At 56.1% G+C, this 23,064-nt stretch carries 23 protein-coding genes; 4 read left to right on the forward strand and 19 right to left on the reverse strand.

Annotated features, from left to right (window positions below):
• Positions 1-268: 268 nt before the first annotated feature.
• From ACUN8H_RS09575 to ltnD, 10 genes are all read right to left on the reverse strand, one after another.
• A complete protein-coding gene (locus tag ACUN8H_RS09575; protein WP_445531912.1) occupies positions 269-1,144 on the reverse strand; it encodes an NAD(P)-dependent oxidoreductase in 876 nt (291 codons plus the stop codon).
• Positions 1,145-1,174: 30 nt separating this feature from the next.
• The gene (locus ACUN8H_RS09580; protein ID WP_445531913.1) at positions 1,175-2,635 is read right to left on the reverse strand and encodes an aldehyde dehydrogenase family protein; all 1,461 of its coding nucleotides are present in this window, start codon (positions 2,633-2,635) and stop codon (positions 1,175-1,177) included.
• Positions 2,636-2,680: 45 nt separating this feature from the next.
• Complete coding sequence (locus ACUN8H_RS09585; protein WP_445531914.1) at positions 2,681-3,958, reverse strand: TRAP transporter large permease; 1,278 nt, start codon at positions 3,956-3,958, stop codon at positions 2,681-2,683.
• The gene (locus ACUN8H_RS09590) at positions 3,955-4,518 is read right to left on the reverse strand and encodes a TRAP transporter small permease (RefSeq protein WP_445531915.1); all 564 of its coding nucleotides are present in this window, start codon (positions 4,516-4,518) and stop codon (positions 3,955-3,957) included. Before ACUN8H_RS09590 ends, ACUN8H_RS09585 begins: the two co-directional genes overlap by 4 nt.
• Positions 4,519-4,589: 71 nt before the next feature.
• Complete coding sequence (locus ACUN8H_RS09595; RefSeq protein ID WP_445531916.1) at positions 4,590-5,603, reverse strand: TRAP transporter substrate-binding protein; 1,014 nt, start codon at positions 5,601-5,603, stop codon at positions 4,590-4,592.
• A 104-nt stretch (positions 5,604-5,707) separates the two neighbouring features.
• Positions 5,708-6,670, reverse strand: coding sequence for a D-erythronate dehydrogenase (gene denD, locus ACUN8H_RS09600; protein ID WP_445531917.1), 963 nt, complete (start codon positions 6,668-6,670; stop codon positions 5,708-5,710).
• A 66-nt stretch (positions 6,671-6,736) separates the two neighbouring features.
• Positions 6,737-7,534 (reverse strand): 2-oxo-tetronate isomerase, encoded by a 798-nt coding sequence (otnI, locus tag ACUN8H_RS09605; RefSeq protein ID WP_445531918.1) that lies wholly within the window; start codon positions 7,532-7,534, stop codon positions 6,737-6,739.
• Between the two features lie 58 nt (positions 7,535-7,592).
• Complete coding sequence (gene otnC, locus ACUN8H_RS09610) at positions 7,593-8,252, reverse strand: 3-oxo-tetronate 4-phosphate decarboxylase (RefSeq protein WP_445531919.1); 660 nt, start codon at positions 8,250-8,252, stop codon at positions 7,593-7,595.
• Positions 8,249-9,547, reverse strand: coding sequence for a 3-oxo-tetronate kinase (otnK, locus tag ACUN8H_RS09615; RefSeq protein WP_445531920.1), 1,299 nt, complete (start codon positions 9,545-9,547; stop codon positions 8,249-8,251). Before otnK ends, otnC begins: the two co-directional genes overlap by 4 nt.
• Positions 9,548-9,552: 5 nt before the next feature.
• Positions 9,553-10,485, reverse strand: coding sequence for an L-threonate dehydrogenase (gene ltnD, locus ACUN8H_RS09620; protein WP_445531921.1), 933 nt, complete (start codon positions 10,483-10,485; stop codon positions 9,553-9,555).
• 177 nt (positions 10,486-10,662) lie between these two features.
• On the opposite strand from ltnD, the gene ACUN8H_RS09625 reads away from it, so the two are divergent.
• Complete coding sequence (locus tag ACUN8H_RS09625; RefSeq protein WP_445531922.1) at positions 10,663-11,712, forward strand: LacI family DNA-binding transcriptional regulator; 1,050 nt, start codon at positions 10,663-10,665, stop codon at positions 11,710-11,712.
• Between the two features lie 13 nt (positions 11,713-11,725).
• Here the strand turns inward: ACUN8H_RS09625 and ACUN8H_RS09630 are convergent, their stop codons facing one another.
• The 7 genes from ACUN8H_RS09630 to ACUN8H_RS09660 all read right to left on the reverse strand — a co-directional run bounded on the left by ACUN8H_RS09630 (position 11,726) and on the right by ACUN8H_RS09660 (position 17,608).
• Positions 11,726-13,126: an amidase gene (locus ACUN8H_RS09630; RefSeq protein WP_445531923.1), complete on the reverse strand. Its 1,401-nt coding sequence runs from the start codon at positions 13,124-13,126 to the stop codon at positions 11,726-11,728.
• 23 nt (positions 13,127-13,149) lie between these two features.
• The gene (locus tag ACUN8H_RS09635) at positions 13,150-13,476 is read right to left on the reverse strand and encodes a RidA family protein (protein ID WP_445531924.1); all 327 of its coding nucleotides are present in this window, start codon (positions 13,474-13,476) and stop codon (positions 13,150-13,152) included.
• On the reverse strand, positions 13,445-13,618 hold the full coding sequence (locus tag ACUN8H_RS09640) for a hypothetical protein (protein WP_445531925.1): 174 nt from the start codon (positions 13,616-13,618) through the stop codon (positions 13,445-13,447). Before ACUN8H_RS09640 ends, ACUN8H_RS09635 begins: the two co-directional genes overlap by 32 nt.
• 40 nt (positions 13,619-13,658) lie before the next feature.
• The gene (locus ACUN8H_RS09645) at positions 13,659-14,933 is read right to left on the reverse strand and encodes a TRAP transporter large permease (protein ID WP_445531926.1); all 1,275 of its coding nucleotides are present in this window, start codon (positions 14,931-14,933) and stop codon (positions 13,659-13,661) included.
• 16 nt (positions 14,934-14,949) lie between these two features.
• Positions 14,950-15,471, reverse strand: coding sequence for a TRAP transporter small permease (locus ACUN8H_RS09650; RefSeq protein WP_445531927.1), 522 nt, complete (start codon positions 15,469-15,471; stop codon positions 14,950-14,952).
• A gap of 62 nt (positions 15,472-15,533) precedes the next feature.
• Complete coding sequence (locus ACUN8H_RS09655) at positions 15,534-16,535, reverse strand: TRAP transporter substrate-binding protein (protein ID WP_445531928.1); 1,002 nt, start codon at positions 16,533-16,535, stop codon at positions 15,534-15,536.
• 77 nt (positions 16,536-16,612) lie between these two features.
• Positions 16,613-17,608: an asparaginase gene (locus ACUN8H_RS09660; protein ID WP_445531929.1), complete on the reverse strand. Its 996-nt coding sequence runs from the start codon at positions 17,606-17,608 to the stop codon at positions 16,613-16,615.
• A gap of 216 nt (positions 17,609-17,824) precedes the next feature.
• Between ACUN8H_RS09660 and ACUN8H_RS09665 the strand changes: the two genes are divergently transcribed.
• A complete protein-coding gene (locus tag ACUN8H_RS09665; protein WP_445531930.1) occupies positions 17,825-18,586 on the forward strand; it encodes a FadR/GntR family transcriptional regulator in 762 nt (253 codons plus the stop codon).
• A 39-nt stretch (positions 18,587-18,625) separates the two neighbouring features.
• Here ACUN8H_RS09665 and ACUN8H_RS09670 read toward each other — a convergent pair whose 3' ends face one another.
• On the reverse strand, positions 18,626-19,519 hold the full coding sequence (locus ACUN8H_RS09670) for a LysR family transcriptional regulator (RefSeq protein WP_445531931.1): 894 nt from the start codon (positions 19,517-19,519) through the stop codon (positions 18,626-18,628).
• Between the two features lie 182 nt (positions 19,520-19,701).
• Here ACUN8H_RS09670 and ACUN8H_RS09675 point away from each other — a divergent pair, with 182 nt between their 5' ends.
• Complete coding sequence (locus ACUN8H_RS09675; protein ID WP_445531932.1) at positions 19,702-20,031, forward strand: hypothetical protein; 330 nt, start codon at positions 19,702-19,704, stop codon at positions 20,029-20,031.
• A gap of 93 nt (positions 20,032-20,124) precedes the next feature.
• The gene (locus ACUN8H_RS09680) at positions 20,125-20,616 is read left to right on the forward strand and encodes a YciE/YciF ferroxidase family protein (RefSeq protein ID WP_445531933.1); all 492 of its coding nucleotides are present in this window, start codon (positions 20,125-20,127) and stop codon (positions 20,614-20,616) included.
• A gap of 117 nt (positions 20,617-20,733) precedes the next feature.
• On the opposite strand, the gene ACUN8H_RS09685 is transcribed toward ACUN8H_RS09680, so the two are convergent.
• Positions 20,734-22,869 (reverse strand): PhoX family protein, encoded by a 2,136-nt coding sequence (locus ACUN8H_RS09685; protein ID WP_445531934.1) that lies wholly within the window; start codon positions 22,867-22,869, stop codon positions 20,734-20,736.
• Positions 22,870-23,064 lie beyond the last annotated feature (195 nt).

Genomic DNA, 23,064 nt, shown 5'->3' on the forward strand with positions numbered 1-23,064 from the left:
CCTGTGGAATAGCCGCGCGGACATATGCCTGCATGGAAGCCAGCATATTGACAGGTATCAGCACCGATGACACGTCTACAGGGGTGCTCACCCTTCCCACCGCGAGATTTAACACTGTGTTTAACACCAAAATTACGCTAATACTATTATTTATTACAGTTTGTTAACATAACTCAGGCTATCTAGGCAGACCTAACTGTGATCAGCCCACGCTCTGATCACAATTCTCGCCATTAGTTGCAAAGCGCCAGAAAATAGCAGTCGATGATTAACCTCGCTGCTCCAGCACGCCTATCATTTCGGGCACTGCCAAGGTCGTGTCATCAACGGAGCTATAAAGAGCATGGACGGCCCCGGCAACGCCGCGCTCCACCCCCAACTCATTGGTCATGGTGTGGTAGTAACCGAGATCCTTGCTGGCATTAGCTACTGTAAATTTGAAACCCGAAGGGTCGTTTTCAGCAATATAAGGACGCAAGCGCTCAAGCACCACGCCGCCACCGCCACCTGCGCCAAGCACTTCAAGCAAGGCGGTATCGCTAATACCTGCTTTACGAGAAGCCGCTGTGGCCTCGGCCAATACCGCCGAAAATCCAAGTGACACGAAGTTATGCAACAATTTGAGGGTATGCCCCGCGCCTACATCGCCCGCATGGGCAATATTTTCGGCAAACCCCTCCAGCAGAGGTAACGTTTCATCGAACAGTGCCTTGGGCGCACCGACAATCAAGTTGAGCCGCCCTTCTGCCGCTTCTTTCGGCGTGCGCGTCATGGCGGCATCCATAAAGCGCCCACCTGCGTCAGTCACTCTGGCAGCAACTTTTTCGGTTGAGCTGGGCAAGGCGGTAGAGCAATCCACCACAACACAACCGGGCTTCAACCCATCCAAAACACCGTCAGGCTCGAATAGCACCGCTTCTACTTGAGGCGACCCCGTGACGCATAAAATCATCACGTCAGCGCTTTGTGCCACTTCGCTACCGGTACTCAGCGCGGTAGCACCGGCTGCCAGTAAGTCATCTACTGGCTGGTTACCCGAGTGATTCAGAAAACTGACCTGATGGCCTGCACGTAGTAGGCTACTGGCAATTCCATGGCCCATCAGGCCAACGCCGACGATGCCTACCTGGCGAGATGTTGTCATTGTGATAGCTCCTTTTAAGTAGATATCGTGCTAGCCGTGCTTGATAGCGACGGTCTTGATCCGTGTATAGCTTCTCAGCCCTTCAAAGCCCTTTTCCCGGCCGTGCCCGGAGCGCCCAACGCCACCAAAAGGTAGTTCAACACCACCGGCGGCGCCGTAGTTATTGATGAACACCTGACCGCTACGAATAGCCTTGGCAAGGCGTAGCTGACGACCGCCATCCCGCGTCCAAACCCCCGCACACAAACCAAAGTCTGTCGCATTAGCGATTGCAAGCGCTTCAGCTTCGTCCACAAACACTTGCACCACCAGTACTGGGCCAAACAGCTCTTCGCGCAGCACTTCATGTCCATCAGGAATATCGGTCAGCAGTTGAGGCAGTACAAAGTGACCACCAGCCGGTGCGCTAGACGCTAGCTCTCCTATCGCCGCGACGCGAATGCCGTCGGCTTTGGCCGCCGACAAACGCTCTTCCAGCTTGGCCTTTTGACGCGCATTGATCAGCGGGCCACAGTCGGCATCGGCTTCGCCTGCATCACAGCGCAAAGCAGCAAAGCGCTCACAAAGGTTGTCCACCACACTATCGGCGATTTCACGCTGCACCAACAGGCGGCTACCCGCTGAACAGGTCTGGCCGGCGTTCTGAACAATACCGCGCACTACTGCCGGTAGCGCTGCATCAAGATCTGCATCGGCAAACACGAGCTGGGGCGATTTACCTCCTAACTCTAAGGTAACGGGCACATGGTGCTGTGCGGCGGCTTGGGCAACATGGGTACCGGTCTCAGGTGAACCGGTGAAAGAAAGATGATCAATTTCGGCATGGGCGGCGAGCGCTGCGCCTGCTTCATAACCAAGCCCTGGCACAACATTGAGTGCTCCCGCCGGAAGCCCATGACTCACCGCCAGTTCTGCCAAGCGCAGCACGCTCAAACAGGCATCTTCGGCGGGCTTAAGCACCACGCAGTTACCTGCCGCCAGCGCTGCTGCCACACAGCGTCCGAATATCTGAGAGGGATAATTCCAAGGGATAATCTGGGCACATACGCCGTAAGGCTCGCGCAGTGTCATTACCGCGAAGTCGTTTTCAAACGGAATGGTTTCACCATGCAGCTTGTCCGCCGCCCCACCATAAAAGCGGAAGTAGCGTGCGCAGGCTGATATATCCCCCTTGGCCTGGGTCATGGGCTTGCCGGTATCGGCACACTCGAGCTGGGCCAACTGTTCATGATGTGTCTCGATCACATCGGCAAAACTCAGCAGCCATTCGCTGCGCTGCCGGGCAGGCCAGCGAGCCCATTCGCCTAACTGGCCGGAAAAGGCCTGCCGTGCGGCCTGCACTGCTGCATTGACCTCTTCCCCTTGGCTACGCGCAATGCGCGCCAGTGGCTCTCCTGTGGCGGGGGCTTCTACCTGAAGCGTAGCGGCGGTATCTACCCACTCTCCACCAATCAGCGCCTGCTGCGGTGGCAACGTTAATGCTTGAGACATACAGCACTCCTTTTATTGTGTTTTTTAATCTTAAACATGCGTTGCTTAACCGTAGAAGATGTTCACCAGCCCCATGGAGATCCACGGCATATAGGTAATTGCCATTAAGCAGGCCATCACCACCAGCACAAAGCGCACCAACCAGGGCAACATCTGATCAATCGATATTTTGGCAACCGCACAGGCAGCAAACAGATTTACGCCCAACGGCGGGGTGATCATGCCAAGGGCCAGATTAACCACCATCACCAACCCAAAATGAACGGGGTGGATACCGAACTGAATGGCGATCGGTGTCAAGATCGGTGCCAGCACTAAAATAGCGGCGGAAGTTTCGATAAACATGCCGACAACCAACAGCAATGCATTGACCACCAGCAGAAACATCAGCGGGTCATTGATGGTGTTGGTGACGAGAGTGGCGATTTGTGCCGGCAGCCCCGTTCGGCTGAGTAGAAAGCTAAAGAGCGAGGCGGCGGCGATGATCAGCATGACCGCAGCGGTAGAGACAACGCTCTGGCGCATAATCGGCCAGAGGTCGTCGACCTTTAGTTCCCGGTAGTAGAAACCACCCACGATCAGCGCAAAAAACACGGCCACGGCGGAGGCTTCAGTCGGGGTAAATACCCCACCATAGATACCGCCAATCACGACCACCGGCATCAGCATCGCGACCCAAGCACGCTTCACCGAGATCATAAAGCCAGTGCTGTCTTTATAGTCGTCCTTTCCGTAACCTCGCACCTTACAGAACAGGTAGAGAAAGAGGATTAGCGCGCTGCCAATCAGTATGCCGGGACCGATGCCCGCCAGAAACAGCTGCCCGATAGAGGTATCGGTACTCACGCCGTAAAGGATCAATGGGATCGAGGGTGGGATCAGTACCCCAAGCTCTGCTGATGAGGCCTGTATGGAGGCGGCCAACGGCTTGGGATAGCCATGCTTGACCATGGCGGGAATCAAGATAGCCCCGATCGCAAACGTAGTGGCCACGCTGGAGCCGGACACCGCTGCGAACATCATGCAGGTCAGTACGCAGGACATGGCCAGCCCGCCCTGCACGCGGCCAACGATGGATTTCGCCAGGTCCACCAAGCGCTGGGAGATACCCCCAGCAGCCATCAGATTGCCGGCGAGTATAAAAAAGGGAATTGCCATTAGCGGAAACTTATCGATGCCGATAAACATCTGCTGTGGCACCAGCAGCAGTGGCAGGCGCGTGAAGAATTCGATACCGATAATCGATGCCAAGATAATCGAAATCGCAATCGGCACCCCGAAGGTAAACAGGATGATCAGCGATAGACCAATAACCATGTTCATGGCTGTACCTCCCGCTCTGGTCGTGATGCACCCTGGGATGTTTCAGCCTCCGGCACGATCTCGCTATGTTCAGGGCCTACCTTTTCCCGGCCAGCAAGCTGTGCGAGCAGCCTCGCCACCACGGCGACAATAGCAAAGCTGGAGCCTGTCGGAATCGCCGCATAAGCCCATGACATCGAGATATTCATTCCCGACATGGTTTGACTGCTCACCCGCAGGGTCATTTGAATGCCGTAGTGAATCAGCACCCCCAGTACCAGCAGGCAGCACACCACAATGGCGACTTCCAATAAGGTCAGAAAGCGCGCGGGCACTAGCTTATAAACAACCTCCACCGCCATCATGTAGCCACCCCGAAACGTGGCAGCCGCCGCCAGGAAGACACACCAAATCATTGCCGCACGGGAGGCCACTTCCGTCCAGGTCGAGGGTGCATTGAAGACAAAACGGGTGAGCACCTGATAAAAACTGAGTGTCACCGAGATCGCCAGCATCGCCACGGCAAGCAGCATAGCGAGCCGGGTTAACTGGTGCTCAAAACGAAGAAAGACCGCTAGCATAAGAAGTCACCATGCCAATGCGGCCTCCGAGATGCCGGAGGCCGAGGTGGGGAAGCGCTCGACAGGGTTACTTAACAACCGCTGGCTGTTTCCTGAACGCGCTCAAGCATTTCAGTGCCGTATTCTGAAGTGAATATCTCGTAGGCAGGCTGTACCGCTGCCTGGAAGGGGGCAATATCGATATCAGTTTTTACCGTCATACCATTCTCTTCCAGAAGGGCCACCCCGTCACGCTCCAGACGCGACACCTCTTCACGGGTCGCTTCGGCAGACGCCGCAGCTGCCTCCATAAACCAGCCACGCTCCTCATCACTCAAACCATCCAGCAGTATGGGCGACCCCAGCACGATAGCCGGTGAGTAGACGTGCCCGGTGAGCGAGAGGTAGTCCTGCACTTCCCAGAAGTTAGTGGCGACGATGACGGTAATCGGGTTTTCCTGACCATCGACGGTGCCCTGCTGAAGCGCGGTGAACAGCTCAGGGAACGCCATTGGCGTTGGGCGGGCGCCCATCTGGCGGAACGCTTCCTGGTGCACGGCATTTTCCATGGTGCGTACGCGCAGCCCCTCGGCATCCGCGGGCGTGGCGATCTCGCGCTGGCTATTGGTTAGGTGGCGAAAGCCATTTTCAGACCACGCCAAACCCACCAAGTCGTGCTCGCCCATTTTTTCCAACAGTTCATCGCCCAGTTCGCTATCCAACACGCAGCGAGCCTGGTCGTAGTTTTCAAATAGGAACGGCAGGTCGAGTACATAGCTTTCCGGTACGAAGTTACCCAGCGGGCCAGTGGAGGTAATCACCACATCGACGGTACCGATCTGCAGGCCTTCGATCATCTCCCGCTCGCCGCCCAGCGACCCAGAAGTGTGCTCGGTGACCGTGAACTCGCCATCGGATAATCGCTCAAGCGTCTCTTTAAACGCATCAGCACCTACCGAGTAGTGCGAAGTCGTGGAGAGTGTATGGCCTAGGTTCACTTCCGTCGCGGCGTGGGCTTGAAGTGCGATACCTGCCGTGGCGATACCGCTAATCGCTGCCACCAGAACATGGCGCTTGAGCATTGGTGTCATGTGTTGCTTCGTCATTGTAGTGCCCTCTTTATATTGTTGTGAGGGTGGTCATTGAGGCAACTTACCCGACTGCGGGGGTTGCCCAGGCAGTTTCCTACCGTTGCGGGTAGGTGAGGAAGTCACGACGATTCAGAAACGAACGCGTCGATAATCTGCTTAAAGTTGTCATCACCTACAAAGCCAAGCTGCTTGGCTTTCGTGGTTTCAAACCGGGCGGGCCAGCTCGTCACAATGGCTTTAATGCGTGGGTCGGGTTCATGGCGTACCAGTGAAAGCGCTTTTTCTCCCGCGACGTCACGCAACGCTTCCAGCATCTCAGCCACGGTGACGGTAATACCTGGCAGCATAAAGGCCCGAAAAGGCGCCAGCGCTTCACTCGGCACCTCAGCACCATGAATCAGTGCATCCACCACCTTGCCTGGCGACATCACAAACATCGGCAGCTCAACGGGCACCGGGCACACCGCCTCTTCGCCATTGAGCGGCTCGCGCAGAATACTCGAAGCAAAGCTAGAGGCCGCGGCATTCGGCCGACCAGGGCGAATCACGATCGTAGGCAGGCGCAGCACTAGGCCGTCGATAAGCCCTCGGCGGCTGTAATCGTTGATGAGCAGCTCGCACATGGCTTTCTGGGCGCCGTAGGAGTTTTGCGGGTGAAGGGCCGTCCTATCATCCAGCACTTCCGGTAACTCACCCCCGTAGGCCGCCACGGAGCTTGCCATAATCAAGCGAGTATCGGTCAGTGACTGCTTTCGGCAGCCTTCCAACAGCGCCCGCGTGGCATCGAAATTAACCCGCAGGCCAAGCTCCAAATCGGCTTCTGCGGCAGAACTCACTACCGCCGCGAGGTGATAAACAACGTCAGGGCGTTGCTCCAGTACGCTATCCAGCGCGCCGGACTCGGTAATATCCAGCGCCCTTGATGACACGGCGACCTTGCCCGCATCAGGCAACGGTGCTTCTATCTGATCAATCAGCGTTAGCCGAGTAATCGGCTGCTGGCGAAGCTCTCCTCTAGTCAGCAGCTGTTGCACTAACCGCTGGCCTAGAAAGCCTGCCGCGCCGGTAATGGCAATATGCATCGCTTTGCTCCTATGCACTGTTGTTATTGTTTGTGTATTTCTCGTTTTTATTTGGCTTGGCGGATATCAGTGGGTGGTTAGCCCCCAAGCTTCGCCCCACCCTAGCCCAGCACGGGTTTCTGCCTTGGGCCTGTACTCACAGCCGATCCAACCGGGGTAGCCCAGCGCACTTAATCGCTCAAAAATGGCGGGGTAGTGCACTTCTCCAACATTCGGCTCGTGGCGCTCTGGCACACCTGCGACCTGGATATGGCCGATGACGCTGAACTGGCGTTCAAGGTGGCGAATCAAGTCGCCATCCATGATCTGGCAGTGGTAGAGATCAAACTGTAGCTTGAGATTTTCCGCCCCAACCTGTTCCAATACCGCCATGGCCTGCGCTTGGCGAGAGAGAAAAAAGCCGGGCATATCGCGCGTATTAATCGGCTCGATCAGTATGTCTCGACCAACCTTGGCTGCTTCACTCGCCGCAAAGCGCAGATTGCGGATATAGGTGGCGTGGTGTTCAGCCTGGGTCGCGGCATCGGCACCTCCCGGGAGCAGTCCCGCCATGGCATGCACCCGAGGGCAGTTGAGCGCCTCGGCGTATCGTAATCCTTCAACCACCGAGTCACGAAACTCCCCTTCTCGGCCTGGCAGGCTCGCCAAACCTCGCTCACCAGCATCCCAATCGCCTGGCGGCAGATTAAACAGCACTTGCTCCAGTTGGTGCTTGTTCAGCGCATCGCTTAACTCATCGGCGCCATAGGCGTACGGGAACAGGTACTCAACGCCTTTAAAGCCCGCGTCCGCAGCGGCGCTAAAGCGATCCATAAAGGCGTACTCGTTAAACAGCATGCTGAGGTTGGCGGCTAATCGAATCATCGTGGTGCTCTTGTTGTCCTGTTTCTTGTTGTTAAGTACGTCATTGTGAAGTGCGTCGTTAATCCCGTGGAAAACGCGCTTCCAGCTCCGCCACCTGCTCAGGTGTTAATCCTCTTGGGTTCTCGCCCCGCAGCAACAGGTAAAGCTTGGCGGTCTCTTCCAGTTCTTCGGTGGCGTAGACCGCTGCTTCGAGGTTTTTGCCCGCCACCACTGGGCCGTGGTTAGCCAGCAGCACCGCGCTATGCTGGCCCGCCAAGCCCCGCACGGCATCGCCCAGCTTGGGGTCGCCGGGAATGTGATACGGCACCAGCGGCAGCTTGCCCACCCGCATCACGTAGTAGGCAGTGAGTGGTGGTATGCAGTCGCAGGGATTCACATCGGGCAGGCAAGAGACCGCTACCGAATGAGTGGAGTGCAGGTGCACAATCGCACCGGATTGCGGGCGCTCCTCGTACATCGCCATATGCAAAAACTGCTCTTTGGTAGGCTTATCACCACTCAGCAGTTGGCCGTTGTTATCCAGATGAGAGATGCGCGCCGGGTCTAACCTTCCCAAGCAAGCATTGGTCGGCGTCATCAGCCAGCCGCCATCGTCTAGCCGTACGCTGATATTGCCGCTGGCGCCCATGGTCAGGCCGCGATCAAACAGCGATTTACCCAGGGTGCTGATCTGCTCCCGCAAGCTGTTCTGGGGATGGCGATGCAGGTGGATGCTCATGCCAGCACCTTAAACGCCCGGGTAAAAAAATCGACGCCACCGAAGTTGCCGGATTTCAGCGCCAGCGACAGCGGCGCATCACGAACCGCCAGCGGGGCTTGGGTCCAGGGCACGCCGGGGTCGATCTGCTCGCCGATGCGAAGGGTGGTAATGCCCAGCGCCGAAACCACCGCGCCGGAGGTTTCGCCCCCCGCCACCAGTAACCGGCCTACGCCTTCGTTAACCAGCTTGACTGCCAGTTGGCTCAGTGCCTCTTCCACCAGCGCGCCCGCACGTTCTACCCCCAAGGCTTGCTGGGCGGTACTCACCTTGTCAGGATCAGTTGAGGCGTAAAGCAGTACCGGCGCCTGTTTAGATAGGCGTTGCCGTGCGAACGCTAGCGCCTGCCTTTGCTGTTGTTCGCCTTCTGCCAGCGATAAAGGCTCCAGAGCAAAGCCACCATCAGGGTGCTTGGCCAAAAAATCTGCCACCTGGGCGAGCGTGGCTCGTGAGCAACTGCCGGAGAGTACCAACGCCCCACCGGAGGCAGGCGATAAACGCCCCGGCTCAGTAATGGTGGCTAACCAGCCCTGGGCACGGTACTGGGCAGGCAGCGCCTGCCCTAGACCAGAGCCACCGGTGACCAAGGGCAGTAAAACCGTCGCTTCGGCCAGTACGTCCAGATCCTGCTCATCCAGGGAATCACAGATCACATGGCGAACGCCTTGTGCTTCCAGCGCCGATAAATGAGCGCGGGTGGCCGTTGACCCTTGGGCAAGCACAGCGCGGTTGGCTAAGCCCACCGGGTGCGGCGTTTGGCGAGTAAGTACGCGCACTAAATCCGCGTCCTGCATGGGGTTCAAGGGGTGGTGCTGCATGCCGCTGTCGTTGAGCAAGCGGTCGCCCACGAACAGATGGCCTTGGAAAACCGTGCGGCCATTGATCGGGAAGGCGGGCACCATCACCGTCTGGGAAGCGCCCAACGCTTCCAACAAAGCATCCGCCACCGGGCCGATATTGCCCCGGTCGGTGGAATCAAAGGTGGAGCAGTACTTGAAGAACAACTGCCTGGCACCCTGCTTTTGCAGCCAATCTAACGCAGCGAGGGAATCATTAACTGCTTCCTCTACCGGGCAGGAGCGGGATTTGAGTGCCACCACGACCGCATCAATTTCTTGCAGATCAATCTCTTCTTGCGGTACGCCAATCACCTGCAGGCAGCGCATGCCGCCGCGCACCAGATTATTAGCAAGGTCGGTGGCCCCGGTGAAGTCGTCGGCGATGGCACCTAATACAATGTTCGATCCCATACCCATTATTATCAGGCTCCCTGGGCATCGTTGGCGGCTTCCGGCAAGGCGATGCCGGAGAGCCGCTGATAAACCTTGATCACCGCTGAATCATCTTCTCGGCCAAAGCCTGCGCCACTGGCAGCGGTAAACTGCTGCAGTGCGCTGGACGCCACCGGTGTGGCCAACGCCAGCTCGCGTCCGGTCTGATGCACGATATTGAGATCCTTGACGAAGATATCCACCGCGGAAAGCGGCGTGTAGTCGCCACTAAGAATATGCGGCACGCGGTTTTCGAACATCCAGGAATTACCCGCCGAGTGGGTAATGACGTCATAAATAACCTCAGGGTCGAGCCCCATACGAATCCCCAGCGCCATGGCTTCGGCGGCGGTGGCAATATGTACACCCGCTAGCAATTGGTTGACTAACTTCATGCTGGAGCCAACCCCAGGTGCATCGCCCAGCTGATAAACTTTAGCGGCCATGGCATCAAGCGCTGGCTGGGCAAAGCTGAACGCCTCAGGTGTACCAGACGCCATGACCGATAGCTCACCGCTTTTCGCTTTCGCCGCACCGCCGCTAATCGGCGCATCCAGCATCATTAAACCCTGTGCCAACAAGCGCTCACCCAGCTGTTTGGCTTGACTGGGCGCCACCGTGGCACACTGCATAATCAGGCTGCCCGGCGCCAATTGGCTGGCGACGCCTTGCTCTCCGAACAACACCTGCTCAACCTGTAATCCGTTTACGACAACCACCAACACAATGTGGCAGTGAGCAAGCTCAGCAGGCGTTTCAACACTGCGGCCCCCTGCCGCCACGAAGGCATCGCGCGCCTCTACAGAAATATCGCAGCCCGTGACGTTAAACCCCTGTTGGAGCAATACGGTAGCAGTACCCATGCCCATGGCACCCAGGCCAATAACGCCTACTTGAAGTGATTGTTGATTGTATTGACTCACCTGCCGACACCTCGCTTTGTTGAAAGTGTTGTTGCTTTTGTTGCTATCGTCGCGGTGTTGTTCTCCTCTCTAGCCCATTGCTGAAAGTCAAATGGTAGCGCTGTCATGATAGCGCTACCATTCGTTTTAGATTATTCTCTGCGTAACGACAAGCTGAACATTAGGGCCCTGCGACCAATGTCTAAAGACTCGCCTAACGCTGACTTGCCCACCACCGCTAGGCAACGGCGAAGCTCCGACCAAGTTACGCTCAGCCAAGTGGCGCAAGCGGCGGGGGTATCACCGATCACCGCATCGCGGGCACTGAACTACCCCGATAAAGTGAGCGATAGCGCAAGGCGCAGTGTTCTCCAGACCGTGGAGCGCTTGGGGTACGTACCCAACCTGGTGGCCGGTAGCTTGGCCTCCTCCCGATCACGGCTGATTGCCGTGATCGTACCGTCACTGGTCAATAGCGTGTTTGTGGAAGTCATCAAGGGGCTGCAGGAGACGCTGGAAGCCGAGGGCTACCAGATACTGCTGGGTAACACCGACTACGATCTAGACCGTGAGTATCAGTTGGTGCGCACGTTTTTAGGCTGGTCATGCTCTGCACTGGTCACGGCTGGGCTACGCCACAACACAGCATGTCATACGCTGCTAGCGAACTGGGATCACCCCATTATGGAGGTAATGGAGCTAGGTAAAGGCATGGATCTTAACGTCGGGCTGGATCACGTGGCCGCCGGCCGCTGTATGGCTACCCATCTGATCGGCAAAGGTTACCGCCATATTGTTTATGTGGGCGCCCGTCTATCACAAGATTATCGCGCCAGCATGCGCTATGAAGGCCATAAAGCGGTGCTAAAGGAGAAAGGAGTCGACGCCCCACTGTTGGAGCTAGACACCCTGGGCAGCCTACAGGCGGGCGCTGAAGGGTTGGCTCAAGTGCTCGCGCAATACCCTCATACCCAGGCCATTCACTTTGCCAACGACGACTTGGCGGTAGGCGCCCTGCTGGCTGCTCAACGTCAAGGTCTAAACGTGCCAGAGGATATCGCCATTGCTGGGTTTAACGGCCTGCCGCTTGGACAGCATGTAACCCCTCAGCTCACGACCATTCTTTCACCCAGAGAAGAAATGGGCCGTTTAGCCGCCAAAGAACTTATTCGGCGCCTAAGCGGTAAAAATGTCTACCGCCGCCAGCACGATGTGGGCTTTACGCTCCAAACCGGCGGGAGTACTTAGGCCGCCTGAGTGCTCATATCGCTGGCGGTTGACCAAGAATCTCCAAGCCTGATCCCAGCTCGTTTTCAATTGCTTGGCCGATTGCCAACAGGTTGGCGTCTTGCCATGGCCCGGCCAGCACTTGCAGGCCAACGGGCATGCCTGCGGCGTCTTTTCCCACCGGCAGCGTCAAGGCACATAAACCGAGAAAATTAGCGATCACGGTGTTGCGCAGGGCATGCATATTGGCTTTGGGATAGGCGCCTTCTGGCTCGAGGCTTTCGATAGTGGGCGGGGTAATGGCTACCGTGGGAGTTAGCACCGCATCGACATCGGCCATGCGAGCGGCAGCAGAGGCGGCCAGCGATTCCAGCACCGTGCGACGACGCACATACTCCCAGGCAGGCATGTCATCTGCCGCTTTAACGCGGGCGGCGACGTTAGGATCCAGGGAGTCAATCATCTCGGGTAGCTCGGTGTTTAGAAACGCTGCGAGCTCTGCCGCGGCCACGCCGCCGAGTTTGAACAACTCATACGCTTCCTCAATCCCAGGCAACTCGAGGGTCACTATTCGCGTCCCGGCGGCTTCTAGCTGCTTAATGGCAGCACGTACAGTTTCTGCGATACCTGGACTGCAGTCGTCCCAGAAAAATGTTTCAGGCACCCCAAAGGTCAATCCGGCAAGCATTGGTGTTGCGGGCACTCGATCATCCTGACCGCTAAGGCCGCCATCCAACGCATCGAACGCAAAGGCGAGATCATCGACCCGCCGTGCCAGCAACCCTGGGGTATCCAGCTTGCTTGAAAGCGGCACAATCTGCTCGGTCGACCAGCGCCCGGCGGTGGTTTTCAATCCCACTACGCCGGTCATCGAGGCAGGAATACGTACTGAACCTGCGGTGTCAGTACCCAATGCCAGGCTTGCCGTGCCGCTCACTAACGAAACACCCGCGCCGGAGCTGGAGCCACCAGGCGTGCGGTGCTGCTGAACATCCCACGGATTGCGCGGTGCGCCCCAGTGTGTATTGGTGCCCAAGCCGCCAAAGGCAAACTCAACGGAGTGGGTTTTACCCATCACAGAGGGCAACTGCTTCAATAAAGCGCTCACCACCGGGCCAGGACGCTCCCAGCGCTTAGGCAGGCGCTGGGAAGAGCCCGCATACGTGGGCAACCCCGTCACGGCGTAGATATCTTTAATCGATACCGCCATGCCCATTAGCGCCCCCGCATCACCACCTTGGGCGAGCACCGCATCGGCCGCTTTTGCCATGGCCAGTGCCTGTTCACCGTTCCAGGTGAGATAGGCGTGGTCGTATTTTCCGCGCTGCTGATAAGCAGCGTTTGCCGCTTCGGCCAGCGCGGTAGCTGTCAACGTGCCCGCCCGGAGCCGCTCGCGCTGCTCACGTAACGGGAGAAAAATGGGTGAGTCCTGCATGCTTTACGTACCTCTGTGGATGCTTAACGCACTTCAAAAATCGCTTCGACTTCTACCGCCGCATTGCCGGGCAGTGTCGCCACCCCAATGGCGGTTCTAGCGTGGCGCCCCGCATCGCCAAATAGCGCGACAAAAAGCTCTGATGCACCGTTGATCACCAGCGGCACATCGTGAAAGCCCGGCGCCACATTGACGAAGCCATTCATGCGCACGCAGCGCACCACCCGAGAGAAGTCGCCATCGACAGCATCGCTCAATTCAGCCAAGAGGTTCAAAGCACACGCCTGGGCCGCCAATTTGCCGGTTTCAAGATCGAACTCACCCCCCCACCTTGCCAGGATAGAGAACATCCCCGCCACGTTCGCAAATCTGGCCGGCTAAAAACAGCTGGCTACCCAACCGGGACCAAGGCAGAAACAGGCCGCGCGGCGTTGGAATAGCCGGTAACGTAAGGCCCTGCTCCGCCACCGCTTGTTCAATCGTTTTGCTCATGGTTCGTTGTCCTTATTGATTAACGTCTTAAAGCGATTCATTAATAAATCAGTGAGGGCAGCCAGGTACTTAGCCATGGAACATAGGTGATGATAATCAGCGCTAACAGCATCAAACCAATCAACGGCAAGCAGGCCTTAAACACTTCCTGCAGCGACATCTTGGATATCGCCATGGCAACGAACAGGTTCAGCCCAACAGGCGGTGTAATCATCCCTACCGAGAAGTTGATCAGCGTGATCACCCCAAAATGCACCGGATCCACACCTACCTGGGCGGCAATAGGCTGCAGCAGTGGCGAGAGCACGATGATGGCCGAGGCGCTATCAAGGAAGAAACCAGCAACGATCATCACGACATTAAACAGCGCCATGACCTGAAACGGATCGTCTGTCCACGACAACACCTCGCCAGCCAACTGGCTAGGCGTGCCGGTAATGGCGAGCAGCCAAGAAAAAGCAGATGCCCCCGCGGTAATCAGCAGCAGCGTCGCGGAAATCAACCCAGAGCTTCTTAGCGTTCCCACCAGTTCCGTTACATTAATGGTGCGATAAACCACCATGCCGACAAACAAGCCATATACACAGGCGACCGCCGCTGATTCGGTCGGGGTGAAGACACCACTGTAGATACCCCCGAGCAGAATCACCGGCAGCCCAAGGCCCCAGGCAGCATCTTTAAAGGCGACTAAAATTTGCCGCAGCGAAGGGAAAGGAGCACGTTCATAGCCTTTTATGCTGCTAAAGACGATGCAGTAGGCGATGAGAATAGAAGCAATCACAATGGCGGGCAGCAGGCCCGCTGCAAACAGCCGTCCCACCGAAGTACCGGTCACTGAGCCGTAGATAATCAGCGCAATACTCGGCGGCACGATCGGCCCCAAGGTGCCAGCGGTGGCGATCAAGCCAATCGCAAAGCGCTTATCGTAGCCAGCAGCAACAAGTGCCGGGAACATGATCGAGCCAATCGCCACCACCGTGGCGGGGCTCGAACCGGAAATGGCTCCAAAGAAGAGGCATGACAGCACGGTAGCCGCTGCCAAGCCCCCTGGCACCCACCCGACCAGCGCCTTGGCAAGATTGATCAATCGGTCGGAAAGCCCGCCAATCCGCATCAACTCCGCCGCCAGGATAAAGAACGGGATCGCCATCAGCGAAAAGTTGTTCATGCCGGTAAACATGCGCATCGGCACGATGACCGGATTGGTAGTACCAAAGAACTCAATGGCAAGAAACACCGCCAATGCCAAGGAAGCAAAGATGGGCAGTCCGAGCAGTAGAACGGCAAAAAAGATCGGTAATAATGCAGTAATCATGGTCGCTCTCCAGGGGTTAAATGAGCTTATCCGAACCGGCTACAAGCTCTTCGGAGAGTCCTACCGGAGGCTTTTTCCAGACTTCATTGATGACCCATAGATAACGCAGAATCAGCAGCACACCGGATATGCCAATCGGTAGATAAAACCACGCCATTGGCAGGCGGAGTGCCGCAGTCAATTGGCCTCGATCCAGCGTACTGAAATAGAGCACAAAGCCGTAATAGGTCATAAAAAGTGCGAACACGATACCGATCAGTGCGGCGATCATATGCAGCCAGCGGTTCACTGCGGGTGAGGCAATGGCATTCAGCACATCGACCGAAATATGCGTGCCATGTCGCACTCCCATACTGGCACCTACAAAACTCATACAGATAATGGAGTAAATAACGACTTCTTCAGCCCAAAATAGCGAACCGCTAAAGCCGTAGCGATACACGACTTGGATGGTAGTGAGGATGGTCGCAATCGACATGAAAACGACCATCGCCACGCTTTCCAAGCGATCAAGACATTTGTTGAGCGCTTCGAACATGAGATACCCACACCCTGAAAGGGGTAAGAAGAGAAAAGACAGGTCTTAGCCGACCCGTTGGATCAATACTCGATACCTACCGCGTCATATACTTTATGCAGCAACTCGGTAGTGACGATTTCCTCATACTCTTCGTGCACCGGCATGCTGGCTTCAATAAAGGCGTCGCGCTGCTCAGGGGTGAGTTCGTTAATCGCTATCTCGTCTTTGATCTCTTCCATGATGGTCTCTTCGTCCTGCAGCGTTAGCGCACGGGACGTATCTCGACCGTTATCGAAGGCTTCCAGCATGACCGCTTGCAGATCTTCCGGCAGCGAGTCCCAAGAGTCCTGGTTCATAACCGCCGCATAGGCGTGGTAGGCGTGATTGGTCAGCGAGAGATAATCCTGCACCTCATGGAAACGCATGGTGTAGATGTTGGCCAGTGGGTTCTCCTGTCCCGACACCACGCCCTGCTGGAGGCCGTTGTAAACCTCGGTGAAAGCCATAGCGGTGGCGTTAGCGCCCAGGTTTTCATAGGTGGAGATGATGATCGGCGCCTGCATGGTGCGCATGCGGATGCTGTCCATATCTTCGGGAGTTTCGATCGGGCGGTCATTGTTGGTGATATGGCGGAAACCTGCACCCCAGAAATTGACGCCAACCATGTTATGGCCATTCAGGGTATCGAGGATTTCGCGACCCACTTCACCGTCCAGGGTTTCCACCATGGTATCGTAATCGGCAATCAAGAACGGCAGATCCAAAATCTGCATACGCGGCTCAAAGTTGCCCAGAGTGGCCGTTGGCGGGATACCGATATCGACCAGACCCATCTGAATCTGCTCAATGATTTCAACATCGCCCCCCACTTGAGCAGCGGGCAGTACGTTAATCTCGATACGCCCGTCAGACTTCTCCTCTACCTCCTCTTTAAAGCGCAGCGCCGCCTGGCCGTTCGGTGTTTCTTCAATCAACACGTGGGCGAAGCTGAAGGTATAGTCGGCCGCATGGAGTTGAGCCGCACTTAGAGAAGCGACAGCAATAGCCGCAGAGAGAGTGGCTTTTGTCAGCGTTAGTTTCATGTCCAGCACCTTATTTAGTTATGGTGAGTTGCTTTTTAGTTTCCTGTTACTGCCGTTGAGCAAGGTTGAAAGGCCGCTCACGCCATCAGGCGTTCCATCGCATCCCCCAGCACTTCGCGCGGGGTACTACTCAGCAGCAGGGCAAGGGCAAGCCTTGCCTTGCGTGCACTGATATCGTTGAGCGCAATCACCCCAGCCGAAATCAAATCGGCCAGGCTGCCGCTAAATTCATAACTGGTGTTTACCGGCCCTTGAGCACAGCTACTCACGACCGCAATAGGGACACCTGCGCTAACCAATGCTCGTATGGCGTTCATCCAGCCAGGTGGCACATGGCCCCGGCCCAAGCCATCAATCACTACTCCCTTCGCCCCACTCTCCACACAGGCTTTCAGCACTGCTGGCGAGGCATCCAGGTAAGCGGGCAAAAGGTCGACACGCGGCAAAGGGGTATCCCACCCTTCAAGGGGGGGCGCTATGGCGGTTGCTGCGTGATAAAGCTTGAGGCGCTCCCCGTCGATATATCCCAACGAACCGACACCGGGGGCGTCAAACCCATGCAACTGGAAACTACTCACCTTGCGGGCATGACGCGCCGCAAATAGCGACTCGTTGAACACCACGACACAGCCAAGCTGACTCAGTTGGGGACTTACCGCCGCCACAATAGCATCGCAGATATTTTTAAAGGCGTCGGTACCTAACTGGTGAGGCGCCCGCTGAGAACCGGTGATGACACAAGGTTTATCCGCTGGCAGCGTGAGCGATAGAAAGTAAGCGGTCTCTTCCAAAGTATCGGTGCCATGGGTGATTACCAGTCCGTCCACATCCGCACGCGACAATGCTCTCCGCCCGTGGCGATGGAGTTCAGCAAGATCGTCGAGGGTGACGGCATTACTGGGCTTTTGCAGGATCGATATCACTTCTAACGTAACGTCGACGCCCTGCGGCAGCGCCACCTGCTCTAACAACTGCTCGCCGCTTAAAGCCCCTGACTGGCTTCGACCGGAGTCACTGGGCTTGCTGGCAATCGTGCCGCCCGTGGTCAATACCACGATGTGCTTTTGGGTCATTCAGGCTCTCATGTTTTATATCTTTCTGAACAAACAACAGACATCAGATGTCTGATTTCAGACTAGACTAAAAATCAATCCATTAGCAAGGCAGCCGCATAAAACAATGGAGAATAAACCTATTTCTTTTAAGTATATTCAAGCGAGTGTGTTAAGCCGCTAGGCTTAGAACATTGATAAAATGCAGAAAATACCGATGCGCCACGCGAGGCCCACATGAGTTTTAAACGCCAGCCAGAGATGAATTCGATCAGCAATACAACGTCATTTGGGGATTCGATGGAGCGCAGCTCAGTTGCACTGCAACTATTGGAGCGTATTAAAAGTGCGCTAATACGAGGCGACCTCAAGCCAGGGGATTACCTGCCTTCGGAAACGGAGCTCACTCATACCCTGGGCATTGGTAAATCCAGCGTGCGTGAAGCCATCAAGATGCTGCAAGCGATAGGGATTGTCGAAGTCAAACGAGGCCAAGGCACCATGATTCGCCGCGAACCAGGCACGCCGCTCGTCGACCCAATGGCATTCGGAATGATTCTGGCGCGGGGCATGACAAGGGACGTATTGGAATTCCGTCTTATGTTTGAACCAGCGTATACCCTTCAAGCCATGCATACCGCCACAGCAGAGGATCACCAACGCATTCAGCAGAGTATCGACGCTATGGAAGAAGCTATCCGCGAGGGTGCTCAAACCTCCAAGCACGATATCGCCTTCCATCGCGCCATTCTGCACAGCACCCATAACCCCATGACCATCCGCGTCGGGGAGACCTTACTGCAACTGATCGAAGCCGCGCTGGAAACCTCCATGCGCTCGCTACCGGAAACCGCCTTGAAAGACCACAAAGCGATCTATGCTGCCTTTAAAGCAGGCGACACCGCCGGTATTCATACAGCGATAGCCGTTAGCAGCGAAAGCTGGGAAACCAACCTTACCTATGAAGGCGACAGCGAACTGAGTGCAGCACCACGTTAGCCGACTTGGCAATCTCTTAGGTTGACTGATGATGTGGGCTCACCCCTCACGAAACGCCTCCACCACCCGCTCAGCCAATACCTCGCTGGCATCACCACTGCCAGCCCGTTTAACCAGCGCAACTTGGTAATCACCGAGTGGGGGCAGTGAATCATTGTGGAGCCGCTTGAGCGGCGGCCGAATCAGGCTTCTTGGGAAAGGTGAAATAGCCAGGTCTGCCAACATGGCGGCTTCCTGACCGGCACAGTGGTCGCAGGAGTAGGCAATTCGGTAATTCACCCCGGCGCTATCCAGCGCATGGAGTGCAATTCTTCGCCATGCACACCCCTGTTGCGCCAGTGTCACCGGCAGCGGCGTGCGCTGTACGGCAACCCCATCCTCACGGCCCACCCATACTAGCGGCTCGCTATGCACGATTTCGCCACGCGCCGCCTGCCCAGGTTCACCAGCCATTACCAAGGCTAAATCGAGCTCCCCCTCATCTAGCCTAGCGAGCAGCTCGACACTACGACCAACGATGACATCGACCTGCACCGCTGGATGGGAGCGGGCGAATTGTGCCAGCACAGAGGGCAGTACACGCCAGACAACGTCGTCAGTAATGCCCAGCCCTACACGCCCTTCCAAGGTGGGCGCCAGGAATTGTGTCACCGCCTCGGCATTGAGCTTCAGCAACCGTCGGCCATAGCCGAGCAGCATTTCCCCCTCTGCCGTCAGTCGCACATGGCGCGCTTCGCGTATAAACAGGGTTTGGCCCAACGTCTCTTCCAGGCGTTTAATCTGCATACTTAACGCGGAGGGGGTGCGAAAAAGCTGCTGGGCAGCGCGAGTGAAGCTGCCACTTTCCGCAATCGTTACAAAGCTACGCAGCACTTCACTATCCAGTAGTGGTAAGACCGCCCGACTATCCACCACATTCGTTAGCTGATTCATCACGCCACCTTTCATAAAAACTTAAGGCATAGTGTAGTTCTTTTCGTTTGATTGATCCAAAGCTGTGCACCAAGCTATTCATCAGAGGTCGCGATCCTCCTTCTTAGTAACGACAGATAGCACCTAACCAGCAGGCGCGCAGGCGCCGTGGCTGGGCAGCAGGTGCACGATGGAGGTGTGTAATGAATCACGACAACCCGAACCGCCAGGCGAAGTATGCTTGGCGCCAAGCCCGCCGACTGACTCCGCCGCCTGAACCGCCACGGCTGGAGTTTTATATGCCAGCGATGCCACCGTTGACCTTGATCCACAAGCTTGAAATGCGCTGGTGGCGCTATCGGCGCCGACAGCTTTTTCGCCGCCATGTAGTGCCTCTATTGGCCTACGATGACCACGTCCTGCAAGATATTGGTCATTGCCGTGAAGATATTCACTGGGCCAATCAGCTGCCACTGAGTATCGATGCTGTGCAAGCGTTAGAAGAAAGGGCCAACATTGGCGATAAAACTTAACTTATATATATTTATCAACCCTACTTTCCTTGCTAGCTTTAAACCGTTGCATGGAGTTGCGACGGTTTTATTTTTAACGGCATGGAGCAAATCATGGTTATTAAAAACGCTAACGAGCTTTTTGTTCGTCTACTGTCTGAAACAAATAGCGCAGAAAAGCAAATGACTCGCGCGCTGCCCAAGATGGCGCGCGCGGCGGATGACCCCAAACTGGTCGATGCTTTTAAACACCACCTTGATGAAACCCAAGGGCAGGTAGAACGGTTAGAGCAAGTCGCTGATAGCGTGCCGGACATCCGCATCAAACGGCTGAAGTGTTACGCCATGGAGAGCTTGATAGAAGAAGCGCAAGAGCTGATTGAAGCGACCGAAAAAGGCGCTGTGCGTGATGCTGGACTGATTGGTGCTGCACAAAAAGTGGAGCACTATGAAATCGCCACCTATGGCACGCTGTGTTCTCTGGCCGAGCAATTAGGTTATACCGAAGCTAAAAACATCCTGGCCGAAACGCTGAAAGAAGAGAAATCCACGGATGACAAGCTGAATACGTTGGCTAAAGAGAATGTTAACAAGAAAGCTGGTTAAGCTTTTATAAGGTGGGCTTAATTAACCAAGCCCACCCTTTCCCGTTCGTTTTAGCAATTGGCATTATTAGCTAATTGCCATGACTACCACTTTTTTCCATTAGCAGCTTAATAGCTTTTATACCCCCACCGGTCCGCCGTCACGCTTCTGAATCACCACAGTCGCTGCCCGGGGGCGCACTTGGCCGCTGGCGGCAACCGTGGCGTCTTGCACTAGCGCACTCCCGTCGGCAGGCCAATTGCCCGGATGCTGAATGTTGATAAACAGCGCGGTTTTATCCGGCGTAGCAAAAATACCGGTCACTTCACAGCCGTTCGGCCCTACCGCAAAGCGTTTGAGCTGTTGCTGGTTGCTACTGTTAATGACGGGTCCGGTGCCTTGAATATCGTCGAGGCCGTTAGGAACGACCGCAAGCAACTGGTCGTTGGTGTACTCGGTGACACCTTCATAGCCATTATCAGTCTGGATCCAGAGAATACCCTGCCCATCGCCGCGCTCGTCGAACCATAGTCCATCAGGGCTCGCAAATTGGTTCATTTCCGTCAGGCCGGAGTGATTATCCGTATCATCGGTTGCCGCACCAAACACGAACACTTCCCAGGTAAAGGCGTTCGGCAGACGGCTCTCACGCCAGCGGATGATGTGTCCCGCCTCATTATTGGCACGCGGATTAGCAGCGTTGGTCGGCGCCAGATCGTAACCGACGCCATTCTGCTCAAGGCGCTCTCCATCGTTGGTGTACGTTGGAGAAGCATCCTCAGCGGTACGCTGAGTGTTATTGGTCAGGGTTAGGTAGACATCACCCGAAGCAGGATCGACCGACGCCCATTCAGGGCGATCCATTGGCGTGGCACCCAGCAAATCCGCCGCGTCACAGGTGTTGATGATAATGCCCGCGTGGTCATCGCTGGCAAGCCCCAGTGCCGCTGCCAGTGTGCGACCATCACTTGTTTGAGCATCAGGCGTCAGAGGCAGCCATTCCCCGCTGCCATCGGCATGAAAACGGGCGACGAACAGCGTGCCGTTGTCCAGGTATTTGTTGCCAATGGCAAGGCGGTCATAGGCCTCGCCGGGTCGATTGGCATCGGCGGGGTCCCAAGCGGCGTCAGAGACGTACTTATACACATACTCGTTACGGGCATCATGCCCAGAGTAGTAGACCACCGGCTGACCGGCTTCCAGTTTGCCTAACCAGCACCCTTCATGGCGGAAACGCCCAAGCGCTGTCCGCTTGACTGTCCGCGCATCACGATAGGGGTCGACCTCTACCTGATAACCGAAAGTGCGTGCCTCGTTGCGATAATCATCCTCTGCCCGCTCGCCACGTGGTGTGATATCAAAGCGAGCGAACTCACTCTTCTCCTCGGAGGTATCGCCTGCGGATGTATCCCAACCGTAGCGGCTTTTGTCCGTAGGAATGCCGATACGGGCATCATCCTGAAAGCGCTCGCCACGATTGACAAAGATATCGGGCCAGTTCTCTTCACAGGCAATATAGGTACCCCAAGGCGTTACCCCATTACCACAGTTATTATTCGTACCACGGGTTTGCATGCCTGTCGGTGAGAACTGCGTCTTGACGTAGTCACTGCCCGCCACGGGCCCGGAAAGATCCATCACCGTCGCACTGGTGAAGCGGCGGTTATAGCGTGACCCCGGCACATGCGACCATTGACCGTTGGCGTCTTTTTCAACTTCGACAAGCGTGACACCGTGAGCGTTGATCTCGGTGCGCGACTCATCTGCTGGTCGCTTGCCCGCTTCAGCATTGGTGGGCCCGCCCTGAGGTGCCCATAGTGCAGCTTGATCGATATATTCGTTATTGAGGGCCAGTATAAATCGACGTGAAGCGTTGTCAGCATCCAAGGCAAAACCGGCCATGCCATCATGATGCATGCCGATACTTTCTGCCTGTTGCTCAGGCGTCATGGTCTGGTCGGCCTGCCACGAATCGCCGCTGTTCAATGGTGTGCCCCAAGGCACCAATACTTGGGCAATATAGCCTTCCGGTACCACAATCGCGTCGGTAAGCGAACCGTGCACCGCTTCAAAAGCAAGTGTCAGGGGTGTTTTCTGCGCGCCACTTGAAGCCAGCGCTTGGGCAGCGCCACCAAAGCTGAGCATTGAAGCAGCAGCGACCCCCAAACCACCGCGCATCACATCCCGGCGAGAAACATGACGTGCCAGCACTTCAGCAAAGGGTTGATTGCTGCTGTTATTAAATAGGCGATGATCTTCGATCTCTTTACTCATGGTGGTCTCCCCCTGATCGTTTGTAAGCCAACGATTAAACGTTAGGAGACACTAAAGGAGCTAAATGACAGAACGATGACGGAGTGTCTGCATTTAGATGAAGGTGCCCTACCGACATGACTAAGCCGTGATATAAATCCATACTGATTCACATTAGCGCAATGCATGGATGACCGGGTGCAAACCTAGTAGCAA

This window comes from Vreelandella sp. V005 (assembly GCF_052645115.1).